21 protein-coding genes and 2 pseudogenes are annotated in these 22,433 nt (G+C 41.7%); 7 read left to right on the top strand and 16 right to left on the bottom strand.

The window, feature by feature from the left end:
• Window positions 1-25: 25 nt before the first annotated feature.
• The 4 genes and pseudogenes from G8D99_RS08045 to G8D99_RS08030 form a co-directional block, all read right to left on the bottom strand.
• On the bottom strand, window positions 26-1,042 hold the full coding sequence (locus tag G8D99_RS08045; protein ID WP_166324223.1) for a zinc-dependent alcohol dehydrogenase family protein: 1,017 nt from the start codon (window positions 1,040-1,042) through the stop codon (window positions 26-28).
• A gap of 402 nt (window positions 1,043-1,444) precedes the next feature.
• Window positions 1,445-2,098, bottom strand: a pseudogene (locus G8D99_RS08040) (MBL fold metallo-hydrolase); the annotation flags it as partial.
• 74 nt (window positions 2,099-2,172) lie between these two features.
• On the bottom strand, window positions 2,173-2,595 hold the full coding sequence (locus tag G8D99_RS08035; RefSeq protein WP_166324220.1) for a DUF6691 family protein: 423 nt from the start codon (window positions 2,593-2,595) through the stop codon (window positions 2,173-2,175).
• Complete coding sequence (locus tag G8D99_RS08030) at window positions 2,596-3,012, bottom strand: YeeE/YedE family protein (RefSeq protein WP_166324217.1); 417 nt, start codon at window positions 3,010-3,012, stop codon at window positions 2,596-2,598.
• A 134-nt stretch (window positions 3,013-3,146) separates the two neighbouring features.
• Between G8D99_RS08030 and G8D99_RS08025 the strand changes: the two genes are divergently transcribed.
• Entirely contained in the window at window positions 3,147-3,443 is a 297-nt protein-coding gene (locus G8D99_RS08025) for an ArsR/SmtB family transcription factor (protein WP_227554285.1), read from the top strand.
• A 7-nt stretch (window positions 3,444-3,450) separates the two neighbouring features.
• Here G8D99_RS08025 and G8D99_RS08020 read toward each other — a convergent pair whose 3' ends face one another.
• Window positions 3,451-3,675, bottom strand: coding sequence for a hypothetical protein (locus G8D99_RS08020; RefSeq protein ID WP_166324211.1), 225 nt, complete (start codon window positions 3,673-3,675; stop codon window positions 3,451-3,453).
• Window positions 3,676-3,956: 281 nt separating this feature from the next.
• On the opposite strand from G8D99_RS08020, the gene G8D99_RS08015 reads away from it, so the two are divergent.
• On the top strand, window positions 3,957-4,655 hold the full coding sequence (locus tag G8D99_RS08015; protein ID WP_166324208.1) for a DUF1826 domain-containing protein: 699 nt from the start codon (window positions 3,957-3,959) through the stop codon (window positions 4,653-4,655).
• Window positions 4,656-4,775: 120 nt separating this feature from the next.
• On the opposite strand, the gene G8D99_RS08010 is transcribed toward G8D99_RS08015, so the two are convergent.
• Complete coding sequence (locus G8D99_RS08010; RefSeq protein ID WP_166324205.1) at window positions 4,776-5,702, bottom strand: LysR family transcriptional regulator; 927 nt, start codon at window positions 5,700-5,702, stop codon at window positions 4,776-4,778.
• Window positions 5,703-5,825: 123 nt separating this feature from the next.
• On the opposite strand from G8D99_RS08010, the gene G8D99_RS08005 reads away from it, so the two are divergent.
• Both G8D99_RS08005 and G8D99_RS08000 read left to right on the top strand, forming a co-directional pair.
• Complete coding sequence (locus tag G8D99_RS08005) at window positions 5,826-6,254, top strand: DMT family transporter (RefSeq protein ID WP_166324202.1); 429 nt, start codon at window positions 5,826-5,828, stop codon at window positions 6,252-6,254.
• A gap of 13 nt (window positions 6,255-6,267) precedes the next feature.
• On the top strand, window positions 6,268-6,735 hold the full coding sequence (locus tag G8D99_RS08000) for a DMT family transporter (RefSeq protein WP_166324200.1): 468 nt from the start codon (window positions 6,268-6,270) through the stop codon (window positions 6,733-6,735).
• A 216-nt stretch (window positions 6,736-6,951) separates the two neighbouring features.
• On the opposite strand, the gene betA is transcribed toward G8D99_RS08000, so the two are convergent.
• From betA to betI, 3 genes are read right to left on the bottom strand one after another with little or no spacing between them, the layout of a single operon-like run.
• On the bottom strand, window positions 6,952-8,604 hold the full coding sequence (gene betA, locus G8D99_RS07995; protein ID WP_406741488.1) for a choline dehydrogenase: 1,653 nt from the start codon (window positions 8,602-8,604) through the stop codon (window positions 6,952-6,954).
• A gap of 11 nt (window positions 8,605-8,615) precedes the next feature.
• Window positions 8,616-10,088, bottom strand: a complete 1,473-nt coding sequence (gene betB / locus G8D99_RS07990) for a betaine-aldehyde dehydrogenase (RefSeq protein WP_406741487.1) — start codon at window positions 10,086-10,088, stop codon at window positions 8,616-8,618.
• The gene (gene betI, locus G8D99_RS07985; protein WP_166324194.1) at window positions 10,088-10,693 is read right to left on the bottom strand and encodes a transcriptional regulator BetI; all 606 of its coding nucleotides are present in this window, start codon (window positions 10,691-10,693) and stop codon (window positions 10,088-10,090) included. The genes betB and betI overlap by 1 nt, the downstream gene beginning before the upstream one ends.
• Before the next feature lie 242 nt (window positions 10,694-10,935).
• Here betI and G8D99_RS07980 point away from each other — a divergent pair, with 242 nt between their 5' ends.
• On the top strand, window positions 10,936-12,972 hold the full coding sequence (locus G8D99_RS07980; protein WP_166324191.1) for a choline transporter: 2,037 nt from the start codon (window positions 10,936-10,938) through the stop codon (window positions 12,970-12,972).
• Between the two features lie 34 nt (window positions 12,973-13,006).
• Complete coding sequence (locus G8D99_RS07975) at window positions 13,007-13,615, top strand: MarC family protein (protein WP_166324188.1); 609 nt, start codon at window positions 13,007-13,009, stop codon at window positions 13,613-13,615.
• A gap of 29 nt (window positions 13,616-13,644) precedes the next feature.
• On the opposite strand, the gene G8D99_RS07970 is transcribed toward G8D99_RS07975, so the two are convergent.
• From G8D99_RS07970 to denD, 6 genes and pseudogenes are all read right to left on the bottom strand, one after another.
• Complete coding sequence (locus G8D99_RS07970) at window positions 13,645-13,968, bottom strand: ArsR/SmtB family transcription factor (protein WP_196782904.1); 324 nt, start codon at window positions 13,966-13,968, stop codon at window positions 13,645-13,647.
• A 15-nt stretch (window positions 13,969-13,983) separates the two neighbouring features.
• Window positions 13,984-15,097 (bottom strand): annotated as a pseudogene (locus G8D99_RS07965) (alkene reductase).
• A 205-nt stretch (window positions 15,098-15,302) separates the two neighbouring features.
• Window positions 15,303-16,631: an MFS transporter gene (locus tag G8D99_RS07960; protein WP_166324185.1), complete on the bottom strand. Its 1,329-nt coding sequence runs from the start codon at window positions 16,629-16,631 to the stop codon at window positions 15,303-15,305.
• A gap of 286 nt (window positions 16,632-16,917) precedes the next feature.
• Window positions 16,918-17,799, bottom strand: a complete 882-nt coding sequence (locus tag G8D99_RS07955) for an NAD(P)-dependent oxidoreductase (protein ID WP_166327631.1) — start codon at window positions 17,797-17,799, stop codon at window positions 16,918-16,920.
• Window positions 17,799-19,175 carry an MFS transporter gene (locus tag G8D99_RS07950; protein WP_166324182.1) on the bottom strand — a complete coding sequence of 459 codons (1,377 nt, stop codon included), beginning with the start codon at window positions 19,173-19,175 and terminating at the stop codon, window positions 17,799-17,801. Before G8D99_RS07950 ends, G8D99_RS07955 begins: the two co-directional genes overlap by 1 nt.
• Window positions 19,176-19,209: 34 nt before the next feature.
• Window positions 19,210-20,181: a D-erythronate dehydrogenase gene (denD, locus tag G8D99_RS07945; RefSeq protein ID WP_166324179.1), complete on the bottom strand. Its 972-nt coding sequence runs from the start codon at window positions 20,179-20,181 to the stop codon at window positions 19,210-19,212.
• 344 nt (window positions 20,182-20,525) lie between these two features.
• Here denD and G8D99_RS07940 point away from each other — a divergent pair, with 344 nt between their 5' ends.
• On the top strand, window positions 20,526-21,404 hold the full coding sequence (locus tag G8D99_RS07940) for an SMP-30/gluconolactonase/LRE family protein (RefSeq protein WP_166324176.1): 879 nt from the start codon (window positions 20,526-20,528) through the stop codon (window positions 21,402-21,404).
• Between the two features lie 65 nt (window positions 21,405-21,469).
• Here G8D99_RS07940 and G8D99_RS07935 read toward each other — a convergent pair whose 3' ends face one another.
• A complete protein-coding gene (locus tag G8D99_RS07935) occupies window positions 21,470-22,423 on the bottom strand; it encodes a LysR family transcriptional regulator (protein WP_166324173.1) in 954 nt (317 codons plus the stop codon).
• Between the last annotated feature and the right edge of the window lie 10 nt (window positions 22,424-22,433).

Genomic DNA, 22,433 nt, shown 5'->3' with positions numbered 1-22,433 from the left:
CTTCGGCTTTTATACTTCAATCAGATCAGCTTTGTTTATGACGAATACAAATCTTACCAAAGTGCTGACCGGATTCTTGATGGCGAAATGCTTCTGCGATTTGATCTTGTGAGAATACTGAATCAATCACAGGTTTCCAATCATAAGTTTCAAGGGCCTGAATCATGTCTTTTTGATGGGTTCGACTCCCCACGATCAAGCCTTTCAGTGACAATTGTTTAGCCATTAATTCTGCCGTTGGAATTTCACCGGCATAGCCTGTTAAGACACCGATCAAGGCAATATGACCACCTACTTTGGCTGCGCGAATCGATTGAGCTAAGGTTGCAGGACCACCCACTTCTACCACAAGATCTACACCCTGACCTTGAGTCAGTTCAAGGACTTTATCTCCCCAATGGGCGTCTTCACGGTAGTTAATGACCTGATCTGCACCTAGTGCAAGAAGTTTTGCTTTTTTAGACTCTGAAGATGTTGTCGCGATGACACGTGCCCCCATAGACTTTGCCATTTGCAAAGCAAAAATTGACACACCACCTGTACCTAATACCAGTACCGTTTGCCCTGCTTTCACATGACCATCGACCACTAAAGCACGCCATGCGGTTAAACCTGCGGTTGTTAATGTGGCTGCTTCTTCATGGTTGTAGTGTTTAGGGGCATGGGTAAACGCCGTTGCAGGTGCATTGACGCTTTCTACCGCATAACCATCAATGCCGTCTCCAGGGACAGTTGCAAAGTCAGATAGCGTTGCAGGCCCATCTTGCCATGTCGGGAAGAAACATGACACCACATGGTCACCGACTGCAAATTCAGTTACACCCTCACCGACGGCGGTGACCACACCTGCACCATCAGAAAGAATGACACGTCCATTTTCAGATGGAAAATCACCTCTTGCCACCAATAAATCATGGAAATTAAGTGAGTTGGCATGAATGTCGACTTGAATCTCACCTGCTTGAGGTGCATTCAATTCTGCTTTTTCAACGACGTTTAACTGATCAAAACCACCCGGTTTTTTGACGATCACGGCTTTCATTGTATGTACCTTTTATCTATATCAATATGATTTTAAAGAAGGGCTTGATTCAGCCAAGATTTGCTAAAAATTTGCGCCACCATCAGTCTTCAATGTATAGACTCTTTATAGCGATGTTGATGTTTCATACGGTTTCAGTAGAATTAACTGTAGATTACACTCTTAAAAACCTAAAAATCGATTTTGGGATGGTACAGTCTATTTTCAATCTTGGTCAGCGTTAAATGCTGTGAATTTCAACAAGTTAAAGCACATTTAAACTGAATGTATGAAATACGCGTAATTTGCTCATTTGCTGAATAGACGTTGCGCCAAACCTCTATTTTCGATCATGTTAAGCAATATTTAAGCACTATTTAAGAAATCTTGTTGAGCATCATCAAATGAATGATGTTCAACGCATTAAAACCAATTCAGCGGTATTTTTAAATACGCCATTCCATTCTCCTCAACTTGAGGTAACTTGCCTGCATGCATATTGATTTGAATCGCAGGCAGCATGAGTTTTGGCATAGATAGCGTCGCATCACGTGCTTGACGCATCATAACAAACGCTTTTTGCGTGATGCCTTGATGAATATGAATATTGAGTTTCTTTTGTAGCCCCACTGAGCTTGCACATTGATATTCATGTCGAGACTCAGGTAAATAGTCGTGGCATAAGAATACGCGAGTATCCTCAGGGAGTTGATAGATCCGTTGGATTGATTCATATAAATCTTCAGCACTCCCTTTAGGAAAATCACAGCGTGCCGTACCATAATCCGGCATAAATAATGTGTCTCCCACAAATACTGCATCATCTACCACGTAACTTAGACAAGCAGGCGTATGTCCTGGGGTTGGAATGTTATATGCCTTCAACTGACCAATGTAGAAAACTTCTTCATCATCAAATAGATAATCAAAAGGTTGAGACGTGTTAAACGCTTTGATATCTAAATTATAAATTTTGCTAAAAGTGTCCTGAACGTCAACAATCTTATGACTCATCGCCACTTTACCGCCCAGCTGCGTTTTCAGATAGTGTGCAGCAGAAAGATGATCCGCATGCAGAGTCGATGTCTTTAATGTATGGGTGTTTTCATCGAAAAAATGTTGGATAGACATCAGGCTGTGTTTTCGCTTAATCATTTTGATCTCTCACTCCATTTTTGATGGATATATACGCCGAGCAACATAGAAAGCACAAAATATAAGGCTTGGTAATGCCCTAAGCCGATCAGTGTAAAACTCGGTGCAGGACAGATCCCTGCGATTCCCCAGCCAGCACCAAAGATCAACGCCCCTAAAATTAATTTTCGATCAATTGGGTTGTTTTTAGGCAAATCGATGCTCTCATGGAAAAGTGTCTGAGGTTTTACTTGCCGAACGGCTTTCTGAAATGGAATGAATGCAACCGCAATTGCGCCCATCATCACAAAAGCAAGACTTGCATCCCATTGTCCAAAAAGATCAAGAAAATCGAGTACTTTTTTTGGATTCGACATGCCGGAAAACATTAAGCCGATTGAAAACAAGGCACCAAACAATAAAGCAGATAGATTTTTCACTTAAAATGCTCCTACGACATGACGAATTAAATACACCATGACAAAGCCCGCAAACATAAAAGTCATTGTCGCAATGATGGAGCGTTTTGAAAGGCGGCTCATACCGCAAATGCCATGCCCACTGGTACAACCTGAGCCTAAACGTGTACCAAAACCCACTAAAATTCCGGCAATGATCATCATTAAAGGACTCGCATTCAGTTCTATAGCTGGGCTAGCCCCGATTCGATAAATAAATGGCGTTATAATCAGGCCTGCCAAAAACCAAATGGCAGGTGTCTTAAAGATCGTCTTTGGATTCAATACCTGTGCAATTAAACCACTGATGCCTGCAATTCGACCATTGACATACAAATAGCTAACCACAGCTATCCCTAAAAACGTACCACCAAGAAAAGCACGGAGAAAATCATGCATGGGCATATTTTCCTAAATTAATATTTATTTTTATATTATATAAAAAAATATATTATTCAAGCTGTATTATGTTATGCTTGATTTAACTTCATAGATTCAACACTATAACCTCAGGTTTTTAAATGAACGCTGCCATGACTCATGCAAAAATTGATTTTTCCCAAGTCGATCTGGTGACAGCTTGCTTAAAAGTGCTATCGAATCCAGATCGCTTAAAAATTTTATGTGTTTTGGTAGATGGTGAACTTAATGTGCAACAAATTGAGGATTGTACTGACATTCATCAACCGACGCTGTCACAACAACTGACCGTGCTACGAAAACATGACATGGTGAGTACACGGCGTGAAGGTAAACAAATCTTTTATCAATTAACGGATACTAAAGTGCTTACCTTGATGCAAACACTCTATGCCCTCTATTGTCAGTAGTTTTAATTTATTGATTTGTTTTAGTTTGATTTTCGGGTGCTTTCAGCATAGGTGTCATATTTGAAGTAAATCTTCGGGGATCAAATTTAGGGTGCCCATGTTGTTTGATATAGGCTTCCCTTTTTTGCATAAACTCAGCTTCTCTCTTTTCAAGGGCAGCCAATCGCTCAGGTGTTAAAGGTTCTTCATCCACTTTCTTTGGTGTACAGGCAGCTAATCCTAATAAGATCATAAATATGCCTATGAACTGGACATGGTTAAACATGATATAAATCATCCCTTAAGTCATGATGATGTCAGGCGTCACATGAAAGATGAACCTGGTCGTATTTTTAAAAAGCGGGCGTATCAATTCAATGCTATGAATGATTTGAACATTCATACATTAAAGGATGGATCGATTCGATACTCATCCAAACATTCATGATGACACTACTTAAAACTTTATAATTTATATTTTCTCTTTTCTAAAGAGCCTTGTATGATTCCCGAGTCATTTTTCTTGTTTTTATTATGAATCCTATCTATTTAAGTTGCCCTCATATTGAGCTTGTGAGCAGTTTTGATCAACTGCTTTCTACCAAATTCCACGATCAAGTCAATGCTTTATGTTGGAAAAGACAATTGCAGGGAGACTTTAACGAGATTGTGAGCAAGCTGCAACTGCAAGACAACATCACTGAAGTGTCGATCGAGGATTTAATCCAGCTTGATCTTTCTGTTGCAGGACAACAGGCCAGAAGTATTATTTTGCACGATCTACAGCGACTCACAGATCATGGTGCCTCACCTGTTTTAAACTTATTAAAATGCTATGAACGCGATGATGAACTGGGTTTTATTTCTACAGATGTCTATTCCTTTCATGTAGATCGTTCACCTGTTGCGACAGATACCTTTCTATGTACGTATCATGGGGCAGCCAGTGACTTGATTGCCAATGATCAGGTACAACAAAAAATTCTCATCCCTGAAATTCGACAGCAACTTCAGGCATTGTATGATGGGCCAGAATCTGGTTTTGAAAATTTTTTAAGCGAATATTATTTTGATCTGCACTATCAAGCCTTAGCACATGCTCAACCGATTAATTTAGGGCAAGGTCATATATGGAAGTTGGCCGTCGATCATCCGGAACAAAAGGTTTTACCTTGTGTGCATCGAGCACCCGTTGAGAATCATGGCGAATACCGTTTACTACTTATTTGTTGACTTTGTTTTTTATTATTTTTCAATCTGATACATTGAGATTGAATGATTTAAACGCTTTTGATCATGATGCTGTAATCTTCAGCTTGAAAGCTACAGCAATGATCGTTGAAGGAATAAAAATTAAATCCATTTATCCCAATACGGCGGATCACCAATTTCATTTAAAATAAAATCAATCACCGTTCTGACTTTTTGGGAGCGAATCCGATTTTCTGGTGACACCACATGAATTCCCACCGAGTGAGTATCCACACTACTGATCCAATTCGACAACACAGGAATCAGCTCAGCATTTTTAAAATAGCTGTGCTCGAAAATCCATGTAGGAAATAACACCAACCCTCTTCCTTCTAAGGCTGCATTGACCAGGACTTCAACATTATTACTTTTTAATGATCCTTGAGGCTCAATAATGATGGGCTTATCATCCAGTGTTTGGCGGAAATACCACAGTTGACTGCCCGCCCCCCCTTTATAAACCAAACATGCATGATGTTCGATCTCTTGAGGATGTTGAGGAACACCCTGTTTTTCTAAATAAGCAGAACTTGCACATAAGACATAACGTTGCTCGCAAATCTTTCGTGCAATCAAGGCGGAATCTTGTAGTTGACCAATCCGAATCGCAATATCCACGCCTTCTTGTACCAAATCAATAAATCGATCCGTTAACATCAGCTCCACAGAGATGTCCGGATAAACTTCCTGCAATTTATAGATGATGCGAGAAAGATGCGATCTGCCTAAGGCAACGGCAGTATTGATTTTAATCACACCGCGAAGACTGGCATTTTTTCCTGCGATTTCTTCATTGGCTAGATCAAGTGTATCCAAGACATCTTTGATTTGGACACAATACTTTTCACCCATTTCAGTTAAGCGTACCGAACGAGTATTACGATAAAAAAGCTGTTGTCCCAATTCTTTTTCAAGCTGCGAAATAAATCGAGATACCGAGGAAGACGGCACCTGATAATGTTTCGCTGTTGCGGAGAAACTGCCGGTGGTTGCCACCATGACAAAATATCGTAATGCATTGAGCTGCATGCTCAGCTTCCCCTAAAAAACGATTATTGTTGTGATTATAGCAACTATGTTTTGAAAAAATGACGCATTATCGCTTTTAAAGAAACAATTATAATTCGTGCTCTTTTTTTATCGGATCACATCATGAAGCAGTTATGGATTTTCCCATTCGTGGTTCTGGCTGGAATGGGCTTATCTATTGAAGCGGGTTTACTTGGCCCTCTCGGTGAAAAAATTGGTCATATTTGGGCAACCTTGGGAATTTTTGCTTTAGGTTCCCTTCTTTTAACTTTTGGGCTTATTTTTTGTCGTCCCAAATTATCCCTCATGTTTCAACAACCGCGTTGGCAACTCACAGGGGGCATACTCGGCCCGATTTATGTGGTGTGTTTAACGGTCGCGACACCCCATATTGGTGTAGGTCTTACCATGGTCGGTATTTTATTGGGACAAGTAGCAACCAGTTTAATCATTGATCACTGGGGATTACTCGGTAGCCAAAAACGAAAAATCGATAAATATCGTATTGGGGCACTCATCGCCATTCTGGCTGCGTTGTGGCTGATTCAATAAGGAAGACTAAAACATGCTTTATATAATGTTATTGCTGGTCATTTTAAGCGGTGCGGTTTTATGCGCACAATCTTCGATTAATGGTCGTTTGGGCTCTACCGTAGGGGTCTTAGAAAGTTCATGGCTCACATTTACCTTAGGGGCGATGGTCAGCCTGCTGATTGCATTCTTTTTTGAACCACAATACGAGCTGAATTTATTTACTGCCCCACGCTGGCAATTGATCGGTGCGTTCTTCGGTGTTGCTTATATGCTCACCATCGTATTTGCGATGCCTAGATTAGGTGCTGCTGCGACCACAGTCGCAGTCATTAGTGGACAATTACTGATGAGTTTATTGATTGATCATTTTGGTTGGTTTGATAACGCCATCATTGAACTCGATCCCTCTAGAATTGCAGCTTTGATCTTATTGGCGATTGCGCTATTTTTTATTTATAAGAGTAATGTGGCAAATTCAGTTGAGCATGACCTATCATGACGATTTATGCGTGTTCAGTCATTAAAATCATAACATGACATTGTCATGGTGAGATTTTAGGTGGTTTTATCATTGTCATGTCAATCCTACACTCTGATTGATCAGGTATCGATCAAGTGAGACATACGACATCATGCCTGTATCGTATGTCTCGTGTCACAACATGATCTTTTTAATGCACCGCTATTTACATTTTAAGATCAGGTTTCATGGGCTTCATGCAATCGCCTTATAGTAAGGTGCTGTAGATTGAGGCAATGGCGCTTTATCCCGGATATGGTCTGCCAATTTTTCCGCCATCATAATCGTGGTTGCATTTAAGTTCCCCGTGATAATCAGTGGCATAATCGAAGCATCAATCAGGCGTAACTGTTGAAGTCCATGCACGCGTCCATAACCATCGACCACCGCCATGTCATCTTCACCCATTTTACAGCTACATGAGGGATGGTAAGCCGTTTCAGCATGATTTCGAACAAATTCGTCGATTTCAGCATCGGTTTGAAGATGTTTACCCGGACTAATTTCTTCCCCCCGATATGGATCTAAAGCAGGTTGATGCATAATTTCACGGGTAATTCGAATCGCATCTCTAAATTCACGCCAATCCTGCTCCGTGCTCATATAGTTAAATAAGATACTTGGATGTTCAAATGGATCTTTTGATTTTAATCGAATCCGACCACGAGAAGGTGAACGCATAGAACCGACATGGGCTTGAAAACCATGTTCATGAATGGCATTGGTACCATTGTAATTAATCGCAATCGGTAAAAAATGATACTGAATATTGGGCCAATCAAACTCATCTGAAGAACGGATAAATCCACCTGCTTCAAATTGGTTGCTTGCTCCAATCCCCTGACCCAAAAATAACCATTCAGCGCCAATCATAGGTTGGTTATACCATTTCAGTGCAGGATATAAACTGACCGGTTTTTTGCATTGGTACTGGAGATACATTTCCAAATGATCTTGTAGATTTTCACCAACACCCGGCAAATCATGGACAACTGGAATATCCAATGCTTTTAAAAGCGTCTGCGCCCCTACCCCAGAACGTTGTAAAATTTGTGGTGATGCAATCGCCCCTGCACAAAGTAACACTTCCCTGTCTGCATACACCTGAATGGGCTGTTGCTGATTCATTCCTTTAATATACTCAACACCAATGGCCTGTTTCCCTTTAAACAAAATGCGGTTGGTGGTGGCATGCGTCACAATCGTGAGATTAGGACGACCTTTGGCCATATCTAAGTATCCACGCGCCGTACTTGAACGACGACCCTGAGGTGTCACCGTTCGATCCATCGGGCCAAAGCCTTCTTGTTGGTAGCCATTTAAATCATCGGTACGTGGATAACCGGCTTGTACGCCCGCTTCAACCATGGCATGAAATAATTCATTATTGCCCGTTTTGGGGGTAGCGACAGACACTGGTCCACTGTCACCATGGTAATCATTTTCCCCAATATCACGACTTTCTGCTTTTTTATAATAAGGGAGACAGTCTGCGTATGACCAATGCTCTAAACCTTTAAAGCTTGCCCATTGCTCTAAATCCATGGCATTACCACGGATGTAGCACATCCCATTAATCAACGAAGAGCCACCCAAGCCCTTACCCCGACCGCATTCCATACGACGATTATTCATATGGGGTTCAGGGTCGGTTAAATACGCCCAGTTATAGCGTCGGCCTTGTAAAGGATAAGCCAAAGCCGCAGGCATCTGAGTTCTAAAATCTAAACGATAATCAGGCCCCCCAGCCTCCAACAACAGTACCTTGACCTCAGGATCTTCAGTTAAACGTGCAGCCAAAACATTGCCTGCAGATCCTGCGCCAATAATAATGTAGTCATACTGCATACTCATCTCCTTTAAGCGCTAAATACGGATTGAAATGCATTCAACTCCACTTGGACAGATTTCAGTTGGGTATAATGTTGCAAGGTTACTAAACCATTTTCACGACCGACGCCTGAATGTTTATATCCACCGACAGGCATTTCTGCTGGCGATTCACCCCAAGTATTGATCCAGCAAATTCCGGCTTCAATTTGATGAATAATGCGGTGCGCCGTGCTGATATTGGCGCTGACCACGCCTGCTGCCAATCCATAGACGGTATTATTGGCACGCTCAATGACTTCTTGCTCATGTTCGTAGGACAAAATGCTCATCACAGGACCGAAAATTTCATCACGCACAATGGCCATATTGTCATGACAATCGGTAAATACCGTAGGTTGTACATAAGCACCCTGAGACAACGCCGCTTGTTCAGCACGCCCGCCTCCTGCCAATACACGGGCACCTTCTTTTTTACCCAGCTCGATATAACGTAAGACTTTTTCCATATGCGGAAAGCTAGATAAAGGGCCGAAATTGGTGTTTGGATCTAAAGGATCTCCCATACGAATATAAGGCATACGTTCTAATATTTTGGCCTCAAACGCTGCTTTTAAATGCTGTGGAATAAAGACTCGCGTCCCGTTGGTACAGACTTGGCCTGAACTATAGAAATTCGCCATCATGGCAATATCTGCGGCCAAATCTAAATCTGCATCTGGGCAAATAATCAAAGGAGATTTTCCACCCAACTCCATGGTAATTTCTTTTAAGGAAGACTCAGCCGCTTGCGCCATGACTTTCTTACCGGTCGTAATGCCCCCTGTGAATGAAACTTTGGCAATGGCAGGATGTGTGGTGAGGTACTGTCCCACGTCGCCACCGCCTGTGACCACGTTAAATACACCGTCTGGAAGTCCAGCTTCAGTATAAATTTCCGCGAGTTTAAGCGCCGTGAGTGGGGTAATTTCACTGGCTTTAAAAATCATGGCATTTCCAGCCGCCAAAGCAGGTGCCGATTTCCATAAAGCAATTTGGATTGGATAGTTCCAAGCACCAATGCCTGCGACCACCCCCAAAGGTTCACGGCGGGTATAAGCAAATGAACTCTCACGAAGCGGAATTTGCTGACCTTCGAGTGCCGGTAAGATCCCCGCGTAATACTCTAAGACATCGGCACCCGTCGCAATATCAACGGTTGAGGTTTCAGAAAAAGCCTTACCACTGTCTAAGGATTCAAGTCGTGCCAACTCATCATTACGCTCTCGTAAAAGTGCCACAGCTTTAAATAACACTCTCGAACGTTGCATCGCTGTCATGGCAGCCCAAATTTTTTGACCTTTTTGTGCGGAAGCGACTGCACGTTGAATATCTTTTTCAGAACATGCTTGTAAGGTGGCTAACACTTCACCTGTCGCTGGATTCACGCTTTGAAACGTCGATTGACCAATCGCATCGGTATATTGTCCATGGATATAAGGTTTAAGTATTTCAGTATTCATCAGAGTTGTTCCTTGTTGTGCGTCCATGATCTCAGCTGGGTTTGGATATAGTGTTGACAGATTTCAATCGCGATCGAGACATTGATGTCTTCTTTCATCAATGCCCCACGTAGCCAAAATCCATCAATCAATGCAGCTAAGCCTTGTGCTGCTTTTTCAGCCTCAGCCTGATCTAAAATTTTTAAAAATTCGTATTTCAGATTTGAATGCAAACGGTGGTGGTTGACCTGCTGTAAACGGTGTAATTCAGGTTGATGCAGACTATTGGCCCAAAAAGCCAACCAGACCTTCATCGCTGCATGATCGGTCTGAGGGGCCATAAAATTGGCATGCACAATGGCCATAAGACGCTGTTCAGGTGTCGGGCCACTTTGTGCTTTTTTCAACTTCACACTCTCGCCAAGCTGTTGCAGCAAATAGCGCATCGTGGCCTCAATCAAACCATTTTTACCTTTGAAATAATGGCTAATAATGCCAGTGGAAACACCTGCCCGCTGGGCAATCTGCTGAATTGATGTTTCAGCAAAGCCCAATTCATTGATTGAATTGAGTGTTGCTTCAATCAGTTGTTGACGGCGAATCGGTTGCATACCAATTTTAGGCATAAAGACACCTGGTTAAAAAAACATCGTGATCTCGGTTTAAGATCGATGTAAATTAAAGTTAACATTAAAAAACGTTATTTTAATTGAACGTTCAATTAATAAAAATTATAGTCGGATAACATTATTGATGTACAGCGCAGTTTGTTGGGGATTTGAAAAGGTTTGTAATACTCATCAATCAAAGATGGATTCAATAAAACACACTTCGCTGTAGATCATTTCTTTTGAGAATGGTTACAGGTATGTATAAGACAAAGGATTCTGATTCAACGCGACTGAATCATGTGGTGTTTTATTTTTCAGCCACACTGATTCTACTTTTTTCAATCGTCACGATTTTATTTAACGAGCAAGCGAATCAAGTGATCGTCAATATTCTCAATTGGGTCACTCGAACATTTAGTTGGTATTACTTACTTGCTGCAACAGTTTATTTTGTCTTTATTGTGTTTATTGCCTGTTCACGATACGGCGAAATTAAATTAGGGCCAAAACATTCAAAACCCGAATTTAGCCTACTCAGTTGGTCAGCCATGTTGTTCTCTGCCGGCATCGGGATTGATCTGATGTTCTTCTCAGTGGCTGAGCCGCTTTCGCACTATATGACGCCCCCAGTCGGTCAAGCAGAAACTTTTGAAGCTGCACGACAATCGATGGTTTGGACCTTGTTCCATTATGGCTTAACCGGTTGGAGTATGTACGCTTTAGTGGGCGTTGCCTTGGGTTATTTTAGTTATCGTTATAATCTCCCATTGACCATTCGTTCAGCCCTGTACCCTATTTTTGGTAAGAAAATTGAAGGTCCGATTGGTCATACGGTCGATACAGCCGCTGTTTTGGGGACGATTTTCGGGATCGCGACCACGTGTGGTATTGGGGTGGTGCAACTAAATTATGGTTTGCATGTACTCTTCGATTTACCTGAAAACTTATGGATTCAATCTGGATTAATTGCTGTTGCAGTGGTCATCACCATTATTTCAGTGACTGCCGGTGTCAATAAAGGCATTCGAGTGCTCTCTGAAATTAATATTTATGTCTCGATTGCCTTATTGCTCTTTATCTTATTGGTGGGAAATACCGAATTTTTATTGGCTGCTTTAATCCAAAACTTTGGTGATTATATTAGCCAATTTCCAAAGCTTTCTTTAACCAGTTTTCCATTTGAACAACCTAAAGAATGGATGAACAGTTGGACATTGTTCTTCTGGGCATGGTGGATTGCATGGTCACCTTTTGTGGGATTATTTCTCGCGCGTATTTCACGTGGGCGTACCATCCGTGAGTTTGTGGCGGGTACACTGATTATTCCCTTGCTCTTTACCCTGACTTGGCTCTCGATTTTTGGTAACAGTGCTTTATACAGCGTTATTTTTGACGGCAATACCCAATTGGCGGAAACCGTGCTACAAAACCCTGCGCATGGTTTTTATGACTTGTTGGCACAATATCCAGGCTTCAGTTTTGTAGCAGGTGTCGCCACCATTACCGGTCTCTTGTTCTATGTCACTTCCGCCGATTCGGGTGCATTGGTGCTCGGAAACTTTACCACCAAATTCAGCAGTATCGATGAAGATTCACCGCGATGGCTCAGTGTCTTCTGGGCGATTGCCATTGGTTTATTAACCTTGGCTATGCTCATGGCAAATGGGGTGACAGCACTTCAAAACACCACGATTATTATGGGTTTACCCTTCAGTTTCGTTATTTTCTTTGTGATGGCAGGCTTATACAAGTCTTTACGACTCGAAGATTTTAGACAAGCAAGCACCAGTTTAAATGCTGCCCCTGTGGTAGGGAATGTAGATATTTTCAATTGGAAGAAACGACTGAGCCGTGTGATGTTACATCCAAGTGTGTCTCAAACCAAAGTCATGCTCGATGATGTCTGTAAACCAGCCATGCAAGCGGTTGCCGATGAATTGGATCGTAAAGGCGTACAGGTCAGTGTCAATGAAAAACCACTGGATGATGATGCTGATTTATATCATTTAGATTTGCAGATCGTGTTAGGTGAAGAAGAAAACTTTGTGTATGCCATTTGGCCTGTTCGTTATGCCGCACCGCAGTTCAGTTCTCGCGGTAAAAGTAGCCGATTATTTTATTACCGTTTAGAAAGCTATTTATTTGAAGGTTCTCAAGGCAACGATTTGGTCGGTTATAGCAAAGAACAAGTCATCAATGACATTTTGGATAAATACGAACGTCATATGATGTATTTGCACATTAACCGAATTAGCCCAGGTAAACGCCCGCTTTTTCCAGATCGTGAAAATTAAAAAACACCCATTTTAATGCTAAGGATATAGTGTGATGTCGGAAAGTTTACATGCATTCGCGTTGTTTTTTTCGCTGTTAAATCCCTTCTTGATGAGCATCTATATGCTTGGCATCATCCGAAATTCGGATGCCAAAGTGTTTAATATGGCCTTGATTCAAGGCAGTCTCATCAGTTTTATCGTGTTTGTTATCTTTGCCAAAACAGGCGAAGCATTTTTTAATGAAGTCCTGCATGTCCGCTTTGAGTCCTTCCAGATTTTTGGAGGGATTATTTTCCTCGTGATTGGTTATCGTTATGTGTTTGAAGGTGCAGATACCATTGGGGTAACCCGAGGCGCACCGAGTCATTTGGCAGGTACCATTGCGATGCCCTTTATGATCGGACCTGGAACCGTTTCTGCTGCAGTGATGACAGGGATTAAACTCAATTTGATGCAAACCATGTTGGTGATTTTCATTACCCTGTTTTTAAGCTGTACTTTATTGATGCTCATGAAATATTTGCATGATAACTTGCAACACAAGCATTCCAATTACATTGATTTATACGTCGACATCGTGGGTCGTGTAGCCGCATTACTGATTGGTACCATTGCGATTGATATGATTGTCAATGGGGTCAGCGGGATTATTGAGAGTTAAAAGTTACATTGAAAATCAAAAAGGCTGAACTATTGTTCAGCCTTTAATTCTGAGTATAAGTTTTGCAGTGCAAGATCGATTAAATCTTCATTTCTCCGATAATAGGTCCATTTACCCACCTTAGTGGCCAATAAGAGCTGACTATCCTGCAAAAACTTAATGCTCAAAGAGGTTGCTGGTTGTGATAACCCTAATTTCTGTTGAATTAAGCTGGCACAAACCCCGTATTGTTCATACGGGTACAACTGCGTATAGTCCTGAAAAGATTCACTTGGATTTTTAAGCCACTCCAACACTAGTTTTCGCGTGGGGTTGGAAATCACTTTTAGAAACTCTTCCGTGGATATACTCATGTGTCATAGCGAATATTAACGATAATAAGGATAAGAAGTATACCCTTTTTCCGTACCACCATACATTGAAGTTGGATCAAGTTCGTTTAACGGCCATTGATGCTGCAGTCGTGCAGGTAAATCTGGATTGGCAATAAATGCACGTCCGAATCCAAATAAATCCCCCCAACCTTGATCGAGCATATATTGCGCTTTTTCTAAGGTGTATTTTCCTGAATAAATAATCGGCGCAGTAAAGACTTGTCTAAGTTCTTGACGGAAGCTCAGGCAAATCAGGGGCATTGTCCCAATCCGCTTCAGCAATCGATAGATAACCAATATTTAAACTGTTCAACAATTTACAGGCTTCAATATAGGTATGATGTGGGTCTTCTTCTACCAACCCCAAATACACACGTTCTTCATCGGTTGAACTAAATAATGGAGCAAAGCGTACACCTACACGTTCTGAACCAAAAACCTCACTTACAGCCATCACGATTTCTTTTAAAAATCTGAGACGATTTTCAAGTGAGCCACCATAGATGTCATCACGCTGATTACTATGGGCTGAGATAAATTGATTGACCAAGTAGCCATTGGCACAGTGTAGTTCTACCCCATCAAAGCCGGCTGTTTTAGCGTTTTCAGCTGCTTTTTTATATAACTGAACGACTTCCTGAATTTCTTCAATGCTTAAAGCACGCGGCATACTCGGTTTGGTCAACTCACCTTGCTGTGGACCTGTTTCAATAAACACATTCACACTGGTGGCAGGAATGGCTGAAGGGGCAATCGGTGCCTGTTGATTTGGCTGTAAAGTCACATGAGAAACGCGACCCACATGCCATAGTTGACAGAAAATGATGCCATTATTGGCATGAACAGATGTGGTGATTTTTTTCCAGCCTTCGATTTGCTCGGCGCTGTGAATACCCGGTGTCCATGCATAACCCTGACCACGTGGCTCAATTTGCGTGCCTTCAGTCACCATAAAGCCGGCTGAAGTACGTTGCGTATAGTATTCACACATTAAATCATTCGGTACATTGCCGGGTTGACTGCTACGGCAACGGGTTAAAGGCGGGAGAACAATACGATTTTTCAGTTGAAGGTTACCCAACTGTACAGGAGAAAAAAGATCAGACATGTTTAAAAAACAATTCAAAAAAAATCATTATACATTTATATATTTAAATATGTAAATCTGATGGTGTGTTGATATATTCAACATATCATAGATAAGCATAAAAAAGACCCAGCCAAATTGAGTTTGACTGGGTCTTGTGTGTATAAGGCGTATTGAGTCTTTATGTTATTTTAATGGCGTAATAGTGACGCTTTATGAATCCGTATTAATTACCGAGCAAACGCTGTTGTTTTTCTTCGTTACGGACAATCAAACTTAAAATAATTTGTAGTGCGACGCCTACCATTGCACAAGCCGACATCAGTAAGAAACACCAAGTGTAACCGGTTGCACTGTGCCATCCACCAAATTCAGTCAATAAATAGCCCATCAAAATAGGCGCAATCGCACCGCCTACATACAGTGCACAGGTAATGATGCTGTTCGCCGTACCCATTGAGTCTTGATCAGCATAATCAGAAGCAGTGGCATAAAAGATCGGCCAAATCGCATTGGCAGAGAATCCAAAGACCAATTGAATAATGATTACGGAAACGATGCCTTGAGTCAGACAGAAGCTTGCAATCCCAATTGCCATCCAAATCCCACACAAAATCAAGGTTTTTCGACGACCAATTTTATCGGAAAGCGTCGGCCAAAACAGTTGGCCTAAAATACCTGTAACAGTGAACACAGCACTTAAACCTGCAGCCTTGGCTAAATCGAGACCCACAATATTATATAAATAAGCAGGAAAAATCGTCAGAAAACCAATATATACCACATGGGTGATTAAGGTGCTGCCTGCTGTAAACAAAATTCCACGTGAGCGCAGTGTCTTTTTTAAAGGGCTTTGTTTCACAGTTGATGCTGCGATTGCTGGCTTTTCTTGTTCCAACTCCATTGGTGGAGTGAAGCCATTGTCTAAGCAAGATTGATGAAATTCTGCATAACGTTGTTTGGTTGAATACCAGACCCAAAAGGTCAACGCTGGAACAGCGAGCATAATGCCTAGAAAAAATGCATAGCGCCAATTTTCAGGACCAAAGTAATAGATGATCGCTGCTGTCACTACACCACTGAGCATTGCACCTACAGGATAACCGGCATGATGCGCACCAATCGCGAAGCCGCGGTGTTCTTTTGGCCACCATTCGGCTGTGTTACTTACCCCAACAGGTTCAGCAACACCACAACCTAAAGAAACCAAGATACGCAATGAAGCAAACTTATAAAAAGAATTACTGAGTGAGGTAATGCCTGAAAGTAATGAGATGAAAGTAAAACCGACAATTAAAGGCCATTGGAATAGCGCTCTTTTCCAGCCTGAGGCATGTTTATCGCTGAATGCGTTAATCGGAATACCGAGCAAAGCCAGCGCTAAAGTAATTGCGGCAATGGTATAACCCCATTCGGTTGGAGTGAGCGTAAACTCTTCACAGATTGAATTGGCTGCACGGAAGATCAACTCGCGGTCGTAGGCAATCACAACCCATATCACCCAACAGACAGCCAAGGAAACCCAAGAGTGCTTATGTACCTTCTTTAAACTCATTCCATATCCTTATGACATTTTAGTCGTCTAAAAGTCGAATCCATTCGAGTAAGTGAATCAGCGATTCAATGGCAAATTCTATTACTCGCAGGCCATGACTTTTTCACTCAACGCAATATAGAGGGGGCATTTGATGAGTACCAATTATATTTTTCAAATATTTGATAACTAAAAGTTATCTAATAGGTTATACAGCTAAGTTGATTCGATATGTGAAAAGTACAATAACAAATAAGAACAATCAGTTCAGGTAAAAAAAAACTAGCTCGGAAGCTAGTTTTTTTGTTTAAGACAGTTCTAGGTGATTTAACCTTTGGATCTGTCGAATGAGTGAAGAATGATCCAAATCTCCGTCACCTGCTTCAACCAAATATGCAAAAAGTTGATTGACCAAGCTGATCACCGGAAGATTTAAGTCTAGACTTTGTGCATAGTTCACAGCAGTCTGAGTGTCTTTTAACTGCGTTTTAGCCGCACCGCCCGGTTGGAATTGTGCATTCAACATGCGTTGACCGTGTTGTTGCAAAATGGGTGAATCAGCAAAACCACCTGAAAGTGCTTCTTTGACTTTTGCAGGATCTGCGCCACCCTGTTGGGCCAATAACAAGCCTTCACTGACCGTTGCAATGGTGGAAGCCACAATCATTTGATTGACCAATTTCGACAATTCACCACAACCTGCAGGTCCGACCAAGACTGGGCGTCCCATGCTGGATAACATGGCTTTGACCTGTTCAAAATGCTCAGGATCCCCTCCTGCCATAATGGCAAGCGTCCCCTCAATCGCACCTTTTTCACCGCCAGAAACAGGTGCATCGAGATAGTTCAGCCCCAGAGCTTGGCATTTTTGCTGCTGTGCCTGCGCTGTTTCTACAGGAATAGAGCTCATCACCACCACATAGGTATTTTGCTTGAGTTTTGAAACTGCGCCATTTTCACTAAATAAAACCTCATCACAGGTTTTACCATCGCTAAGCATACAGATCAAAACATCAACGTCGGTACCGACCTCCTGAAGTTGTAGGCTCAGCTCAGCTCCAGCAGCTCTCAGTTTTTCAGCTTTTGAAGCAGATCGATTCCACACTTTCACGCTATAGCCAGCTTTAAGCAGGTTAAGCACCATGGGAGCCCCCATGATCCCCGTACCTACGAAGCCAATACGCATCATCATTTCAACTCCACAACTTGAGCATTTGGATTGAGTTGTTGCTCTTTTTTCAATGCATTTGATTTGAGTTTAGCCAACAAAATCATCCCTAAACCGCCCATACCTACAAATGCAGCGATCACCATAAAGGCAATGGTATAGTTACCTGTGGTTGTATAGAGGTAACCGGTTAAATATGGGCCTGTGAAACCACTTAAGTTACCCACTGAGTTAATTAAGCCAATCCCTGCAGCTGCCCCTACACCTGTTAAGGTTTGTCCCGGTAAAGTCCAGAAAATGTTAATTGCACTGAATACACCAATCGCAAGGAAAATAAAGCCCACGATAATTGCCCATGGTTGATTCACAATCAACGCGATGGCAATGGCAATCGCAGCCATTAATGCAGCACTGGCACCGTGGAAATAACGCTCTTGTTTACGATCGGAGCGACGACTCCATAAAATCATCCCCACAGCAGCAAATGCATATGGAATAGCGGTGAGCATACCATTTTGAATTAAGCTGATTTCCATACCAAAGGTATTACGGAATGATTCAAGTACACTTGGTAAAAAGAAGAACATTGCATTGGAACCTGAGGTGATACCGAAGTACACCAGCGCCATAATCCATACCAACGGATTTTTAAACACCTGCTTAATCAGTTCGCCTTTGCTTAAATGTGCGTCTGCAGATTCTTCTTTTTCACTTTCTTCTTTTTCAAGTGTTTGCATGAGCCACTGACGTTGATCTGCAGTTAACCATTTCGCTTCACTTGGTGTATTGGTCAAATATTTTAAACAAATTAAACCTAAAATGACCGATGGAATGCCCTCAAGGATGTACATCAAACGCCAACCTTCAAAGCCAAGTGTGTCACCCCATTGCATTAAGCCGACCGAAATAGGGGCACCAATAATCTGAGCAATTGGTAAACCTAAATAAAAGGTTGCAAACACACGTGCACGGTAGCGTGCGGGAAACCACAGTGTCAGATAAAAAATAACGCCTGGGAAAAAACCGGCTTCAGCAATACCCAAGAGGAAACGTAAGACAATGAATTGCGTGCCCGTGTGAATAAATCCCATCAGGGCCGCAATAATGCCCCAGGTAATCATGATGCGGGCAATCCAAATACGTGCACCAAAGCGATGAAGCAAGACATTACTTGGGACTTCTGCAATGAAATAACCTAAGAAAAAAATACCCGCACCTAAACCAAATATGGTTTGCGTAATACCAATCGCTTCATTCATATGTAAGGCAGCAAAACCAATATTGGTTCTGTCTAAAAACGCCATCACAAATAAAATGATCAAAAAAGGAATGATCCGTTTCGTAATCCTTTTAATGGTCTGCTGTTCTAAAGCAGACACGTTTTGAGTATTTTCCATAATATTAACTCACTGTTATTGGCGATCCTCGCCATTACTCTTTGGTGTCTTCGATATGTGCTTGAATAATGCTTTCGAAGTTGCTATCTGCTTTAAAACCTAGAGATTCTGCGTATTTAGCTTCAACCTGAACGGGCCAGCTTTGTACAATACGTTGAATGGTTTTGTCTTCTTCCCATTTCACCAAATCAACTGCTGATTGACCTGCGACTTGTTTGAGTGCCTCTAACATCTCGTGGACAGTGACTGTTAGACCAGGCAGTGGAATAATACGATTGTCGCCTAAACGCTCAGGAGACAAACTTGCCGCTTGAATCATTGACTCAACACAACGACGTGGTGAGGTGATGAACACTGGCGTATCTGCTTGTACAGGACATACGGCTGTTTCACCTTTTAACGGTTCACGAATAATGGAACTAAAGAAAGTAGACGCTGCTTTGTTCGGCTTACCTGGGCGAACCACGATGGTCGGTAAACGCAGTACACGACCATCAATAAAGCCTTTACGTGAATAATCTGCGACCAGAAGTTCACCTACTGCTTTTTGCATGCCATAAGACGACTTCGGTGTCACCACAGTCTTATCTGTTACGATTTCAGGTAAATCTCCGCCAAATACGGCACAACCACTGGCAAAAATGACACGCGGTTGATTGCCATGCGCACGAATACTATCGAGTAGATTTAATAGACCATATAAATTGACGTTCATACCTAAATCAAAATCTGCCTCAGCTGCAGAACTGACCACGGCTGCTAAATGCCAAACCACATCAATGTCTTGAGTCAATTGAGACACCAATTCACGATCGGTGATATCACCTGTGACCACTTGGATACGTGGGTCTTGAGGTAAATCTTCTCCTGAAAAAGCATCAAATAACGTGATTTTTTTGATCTGTTCAGGGGCTTGCTCATCGAACTGGATCGTGCCGAGATCAAGTAGTTTCTGAGCAATTTGTTTACCGATAAAACCAGTACCGCCTGTGATTAAAATATTCATCGATCATCCTTCATTCTTATATGTTACGAGCGAATCCACTTTCGCTATGCTGTATAAATAAGCATGCTGGCGCATAATTACCAATGACATATCGCTAAACACCGATAACCTGTGATTATTATTTAGACAAACTTAATATTGAAATTATTTTTATATCATTCATTTGTCGAATATTTTTCTGATTTGACCTGAATTAGAATTTCGACTGATAACTTAAGTTCATCGTATAGTCATTTTAAATCATTGGTATTCATTGGTCAGGTGACTAACATGCGAATTTAATTTTTAATGAAAGTTCAATTAAAAAATTAGGCGATTAGCACGCAAGCAACAGGAATTGAGATATGGAAATTAAAGTCTTTGTCGACATTAAAACACGTTTAGGTGAAGTCCCAACTTGGGATCCGATTCGACAACGTTTATTTTGGGTCGATATTGTTGACGGTCGTTTATTTTCCTGTGATGAGTCGGGTGCAAATTTACGTGCTTGGGAAACCCATCAAAAAGTCGGCTCTTATGCATTAAGAGAAAATCATAATGGTGCGATTGTTGCACTTGAAGATGGCTTATATAGCCTAGACTTTGAAACGGGTGAACTGACCTTCATTACCAACCCTGAACCTGATATGCCATATAATCGTTTGAATGATGGTGGGGTTGACCGTCAGGGACGTTTTGTTTTTGGTTCTATGAATCGTATGGAAGATGAAAAGACAGGTTCCCTGTATCGTCTTAATACGGATTTCAGCTTGGAAAAGTTAGAAAGCAATATCAATACGTCGAATAGCGTTTGCTGGAGTCCAAGCGGTGATAAATTTTACTTTGCCGATACATGGGAAGGTGAAATTTGGTCATACGACTACAGCAGCGGGAACGAAGGTCTCAGTAATAAACAAGTGTTATGTACCATTGACACCCAAGATGGTGGCTCTGCCGATGGTGCTACTGTAGACAGCGAAGGTTTTATCTGGAGCGCAAAAGTCTATTCAGGAAAAATTGTACGCTACTCGCCTCAGGGTGAAATTGAGCGTGTGATCGATATGCCGGTGAAAAAAGTCACCAGTATGGCTTTTGGTGGAAAAAATCTAGATGTTTTATATGTGACATCTATGTCACAACCGCCGCTTCCTCGTTTCCCAGGTGACAATCAATTGCGTGGCAGTGTATTTGCCATTCATGGTTTGGGCATTCAAGGGGTGGCAGAGACTTTATTTAAAGGTTAAAACGAATTTTGGTTTTATACTCGGTCGATCTATCAGGTTTATTCTGATAGATCGGCTTTTTTTTATTAAGTAACTGTATTGAGCTGCGTTTTATTGGCATTGTTTAATAAAATATCAATAAAAGTCTGAGCAATCTCTGAAATTGGTTCGCCTTTACGCGTCAAAATCCCATAGTCTTGTGCGTCTAACACCAAATCTGTCTGCAAAATACTTAATTTTCCTTCTTTGACCTGCTGACTCACCATGGCTTCAGGCAACATAGCAATCATCGGTGCACTCATCAAAATTTGTAAGAAAGTCTGCATGGACATGGTGTTGATGGTATTTAAGGGAATATTGACTTTGGCACGGGTAAATGCCCCTTCCATACGCTCTCGAATTGGGGTTCCCTTAGGATAGAGCAACCACGGCCATTTCATCAGTTCTTCCAACTGACAGAACGTCTTATGGGCACACGGGTGTTCGCTGTTGACCACAATACAAAATGGCTCAGGGCCCAAAGGCTGGAAGTCAAAAAATTGTTGTTGCGTCACTTGGGTTAAACGACCAATAGCAAGGTCTAGGGTATGTTCACTGAGCATTTCCATCAAATGATCACTGGTTTGCTCCACCACATCAATGGATAACATCGGCCATTTTTTCTTAATTTCTATAATCGAACTCGGGATAATCACTGCAGTGGCAGCAAAGATACCGCCAATTTTTAAAAAGCCATGACCGCCTTGACGCATCATTTCAATATCTTCAACAAAATGCCGTGCATCATTGAGCACACGTCGTGCGTACTGAATCACATGTTGCCCCAATGCAGTCACAGGCATACTGCGTGGCAATCGCTCAAAAATTTGAAATCCCAATAGGCTTTCAATTTCTTTCAACATTTTACTGATTGCGGGCTGACTTAAGTTCATTTGTTCAGCTGCTAAGTGCATATTATTGGTTCGAGATAAGGTCTCCAACAACACTAAGTGCTTGTACTTAAGCCAATTATTCAAACTTGAATAACTTAATTCACCCATCACTAAATTC

Source organism: Acinetobacter lanii (assembly GCF_011578285.1).
Taxonomy (GTDB): Bacteria; Pseudomonadota; Gammaproteobacteria; order Pseudomonadales; family Moraxellaceae; genus Acinetobacter; species Acinetobacter lanii.
Note: the sequence above shows the minus strand (reverse complement) of the source record. Positions and strands in the feature narration are given on the sequence as shown.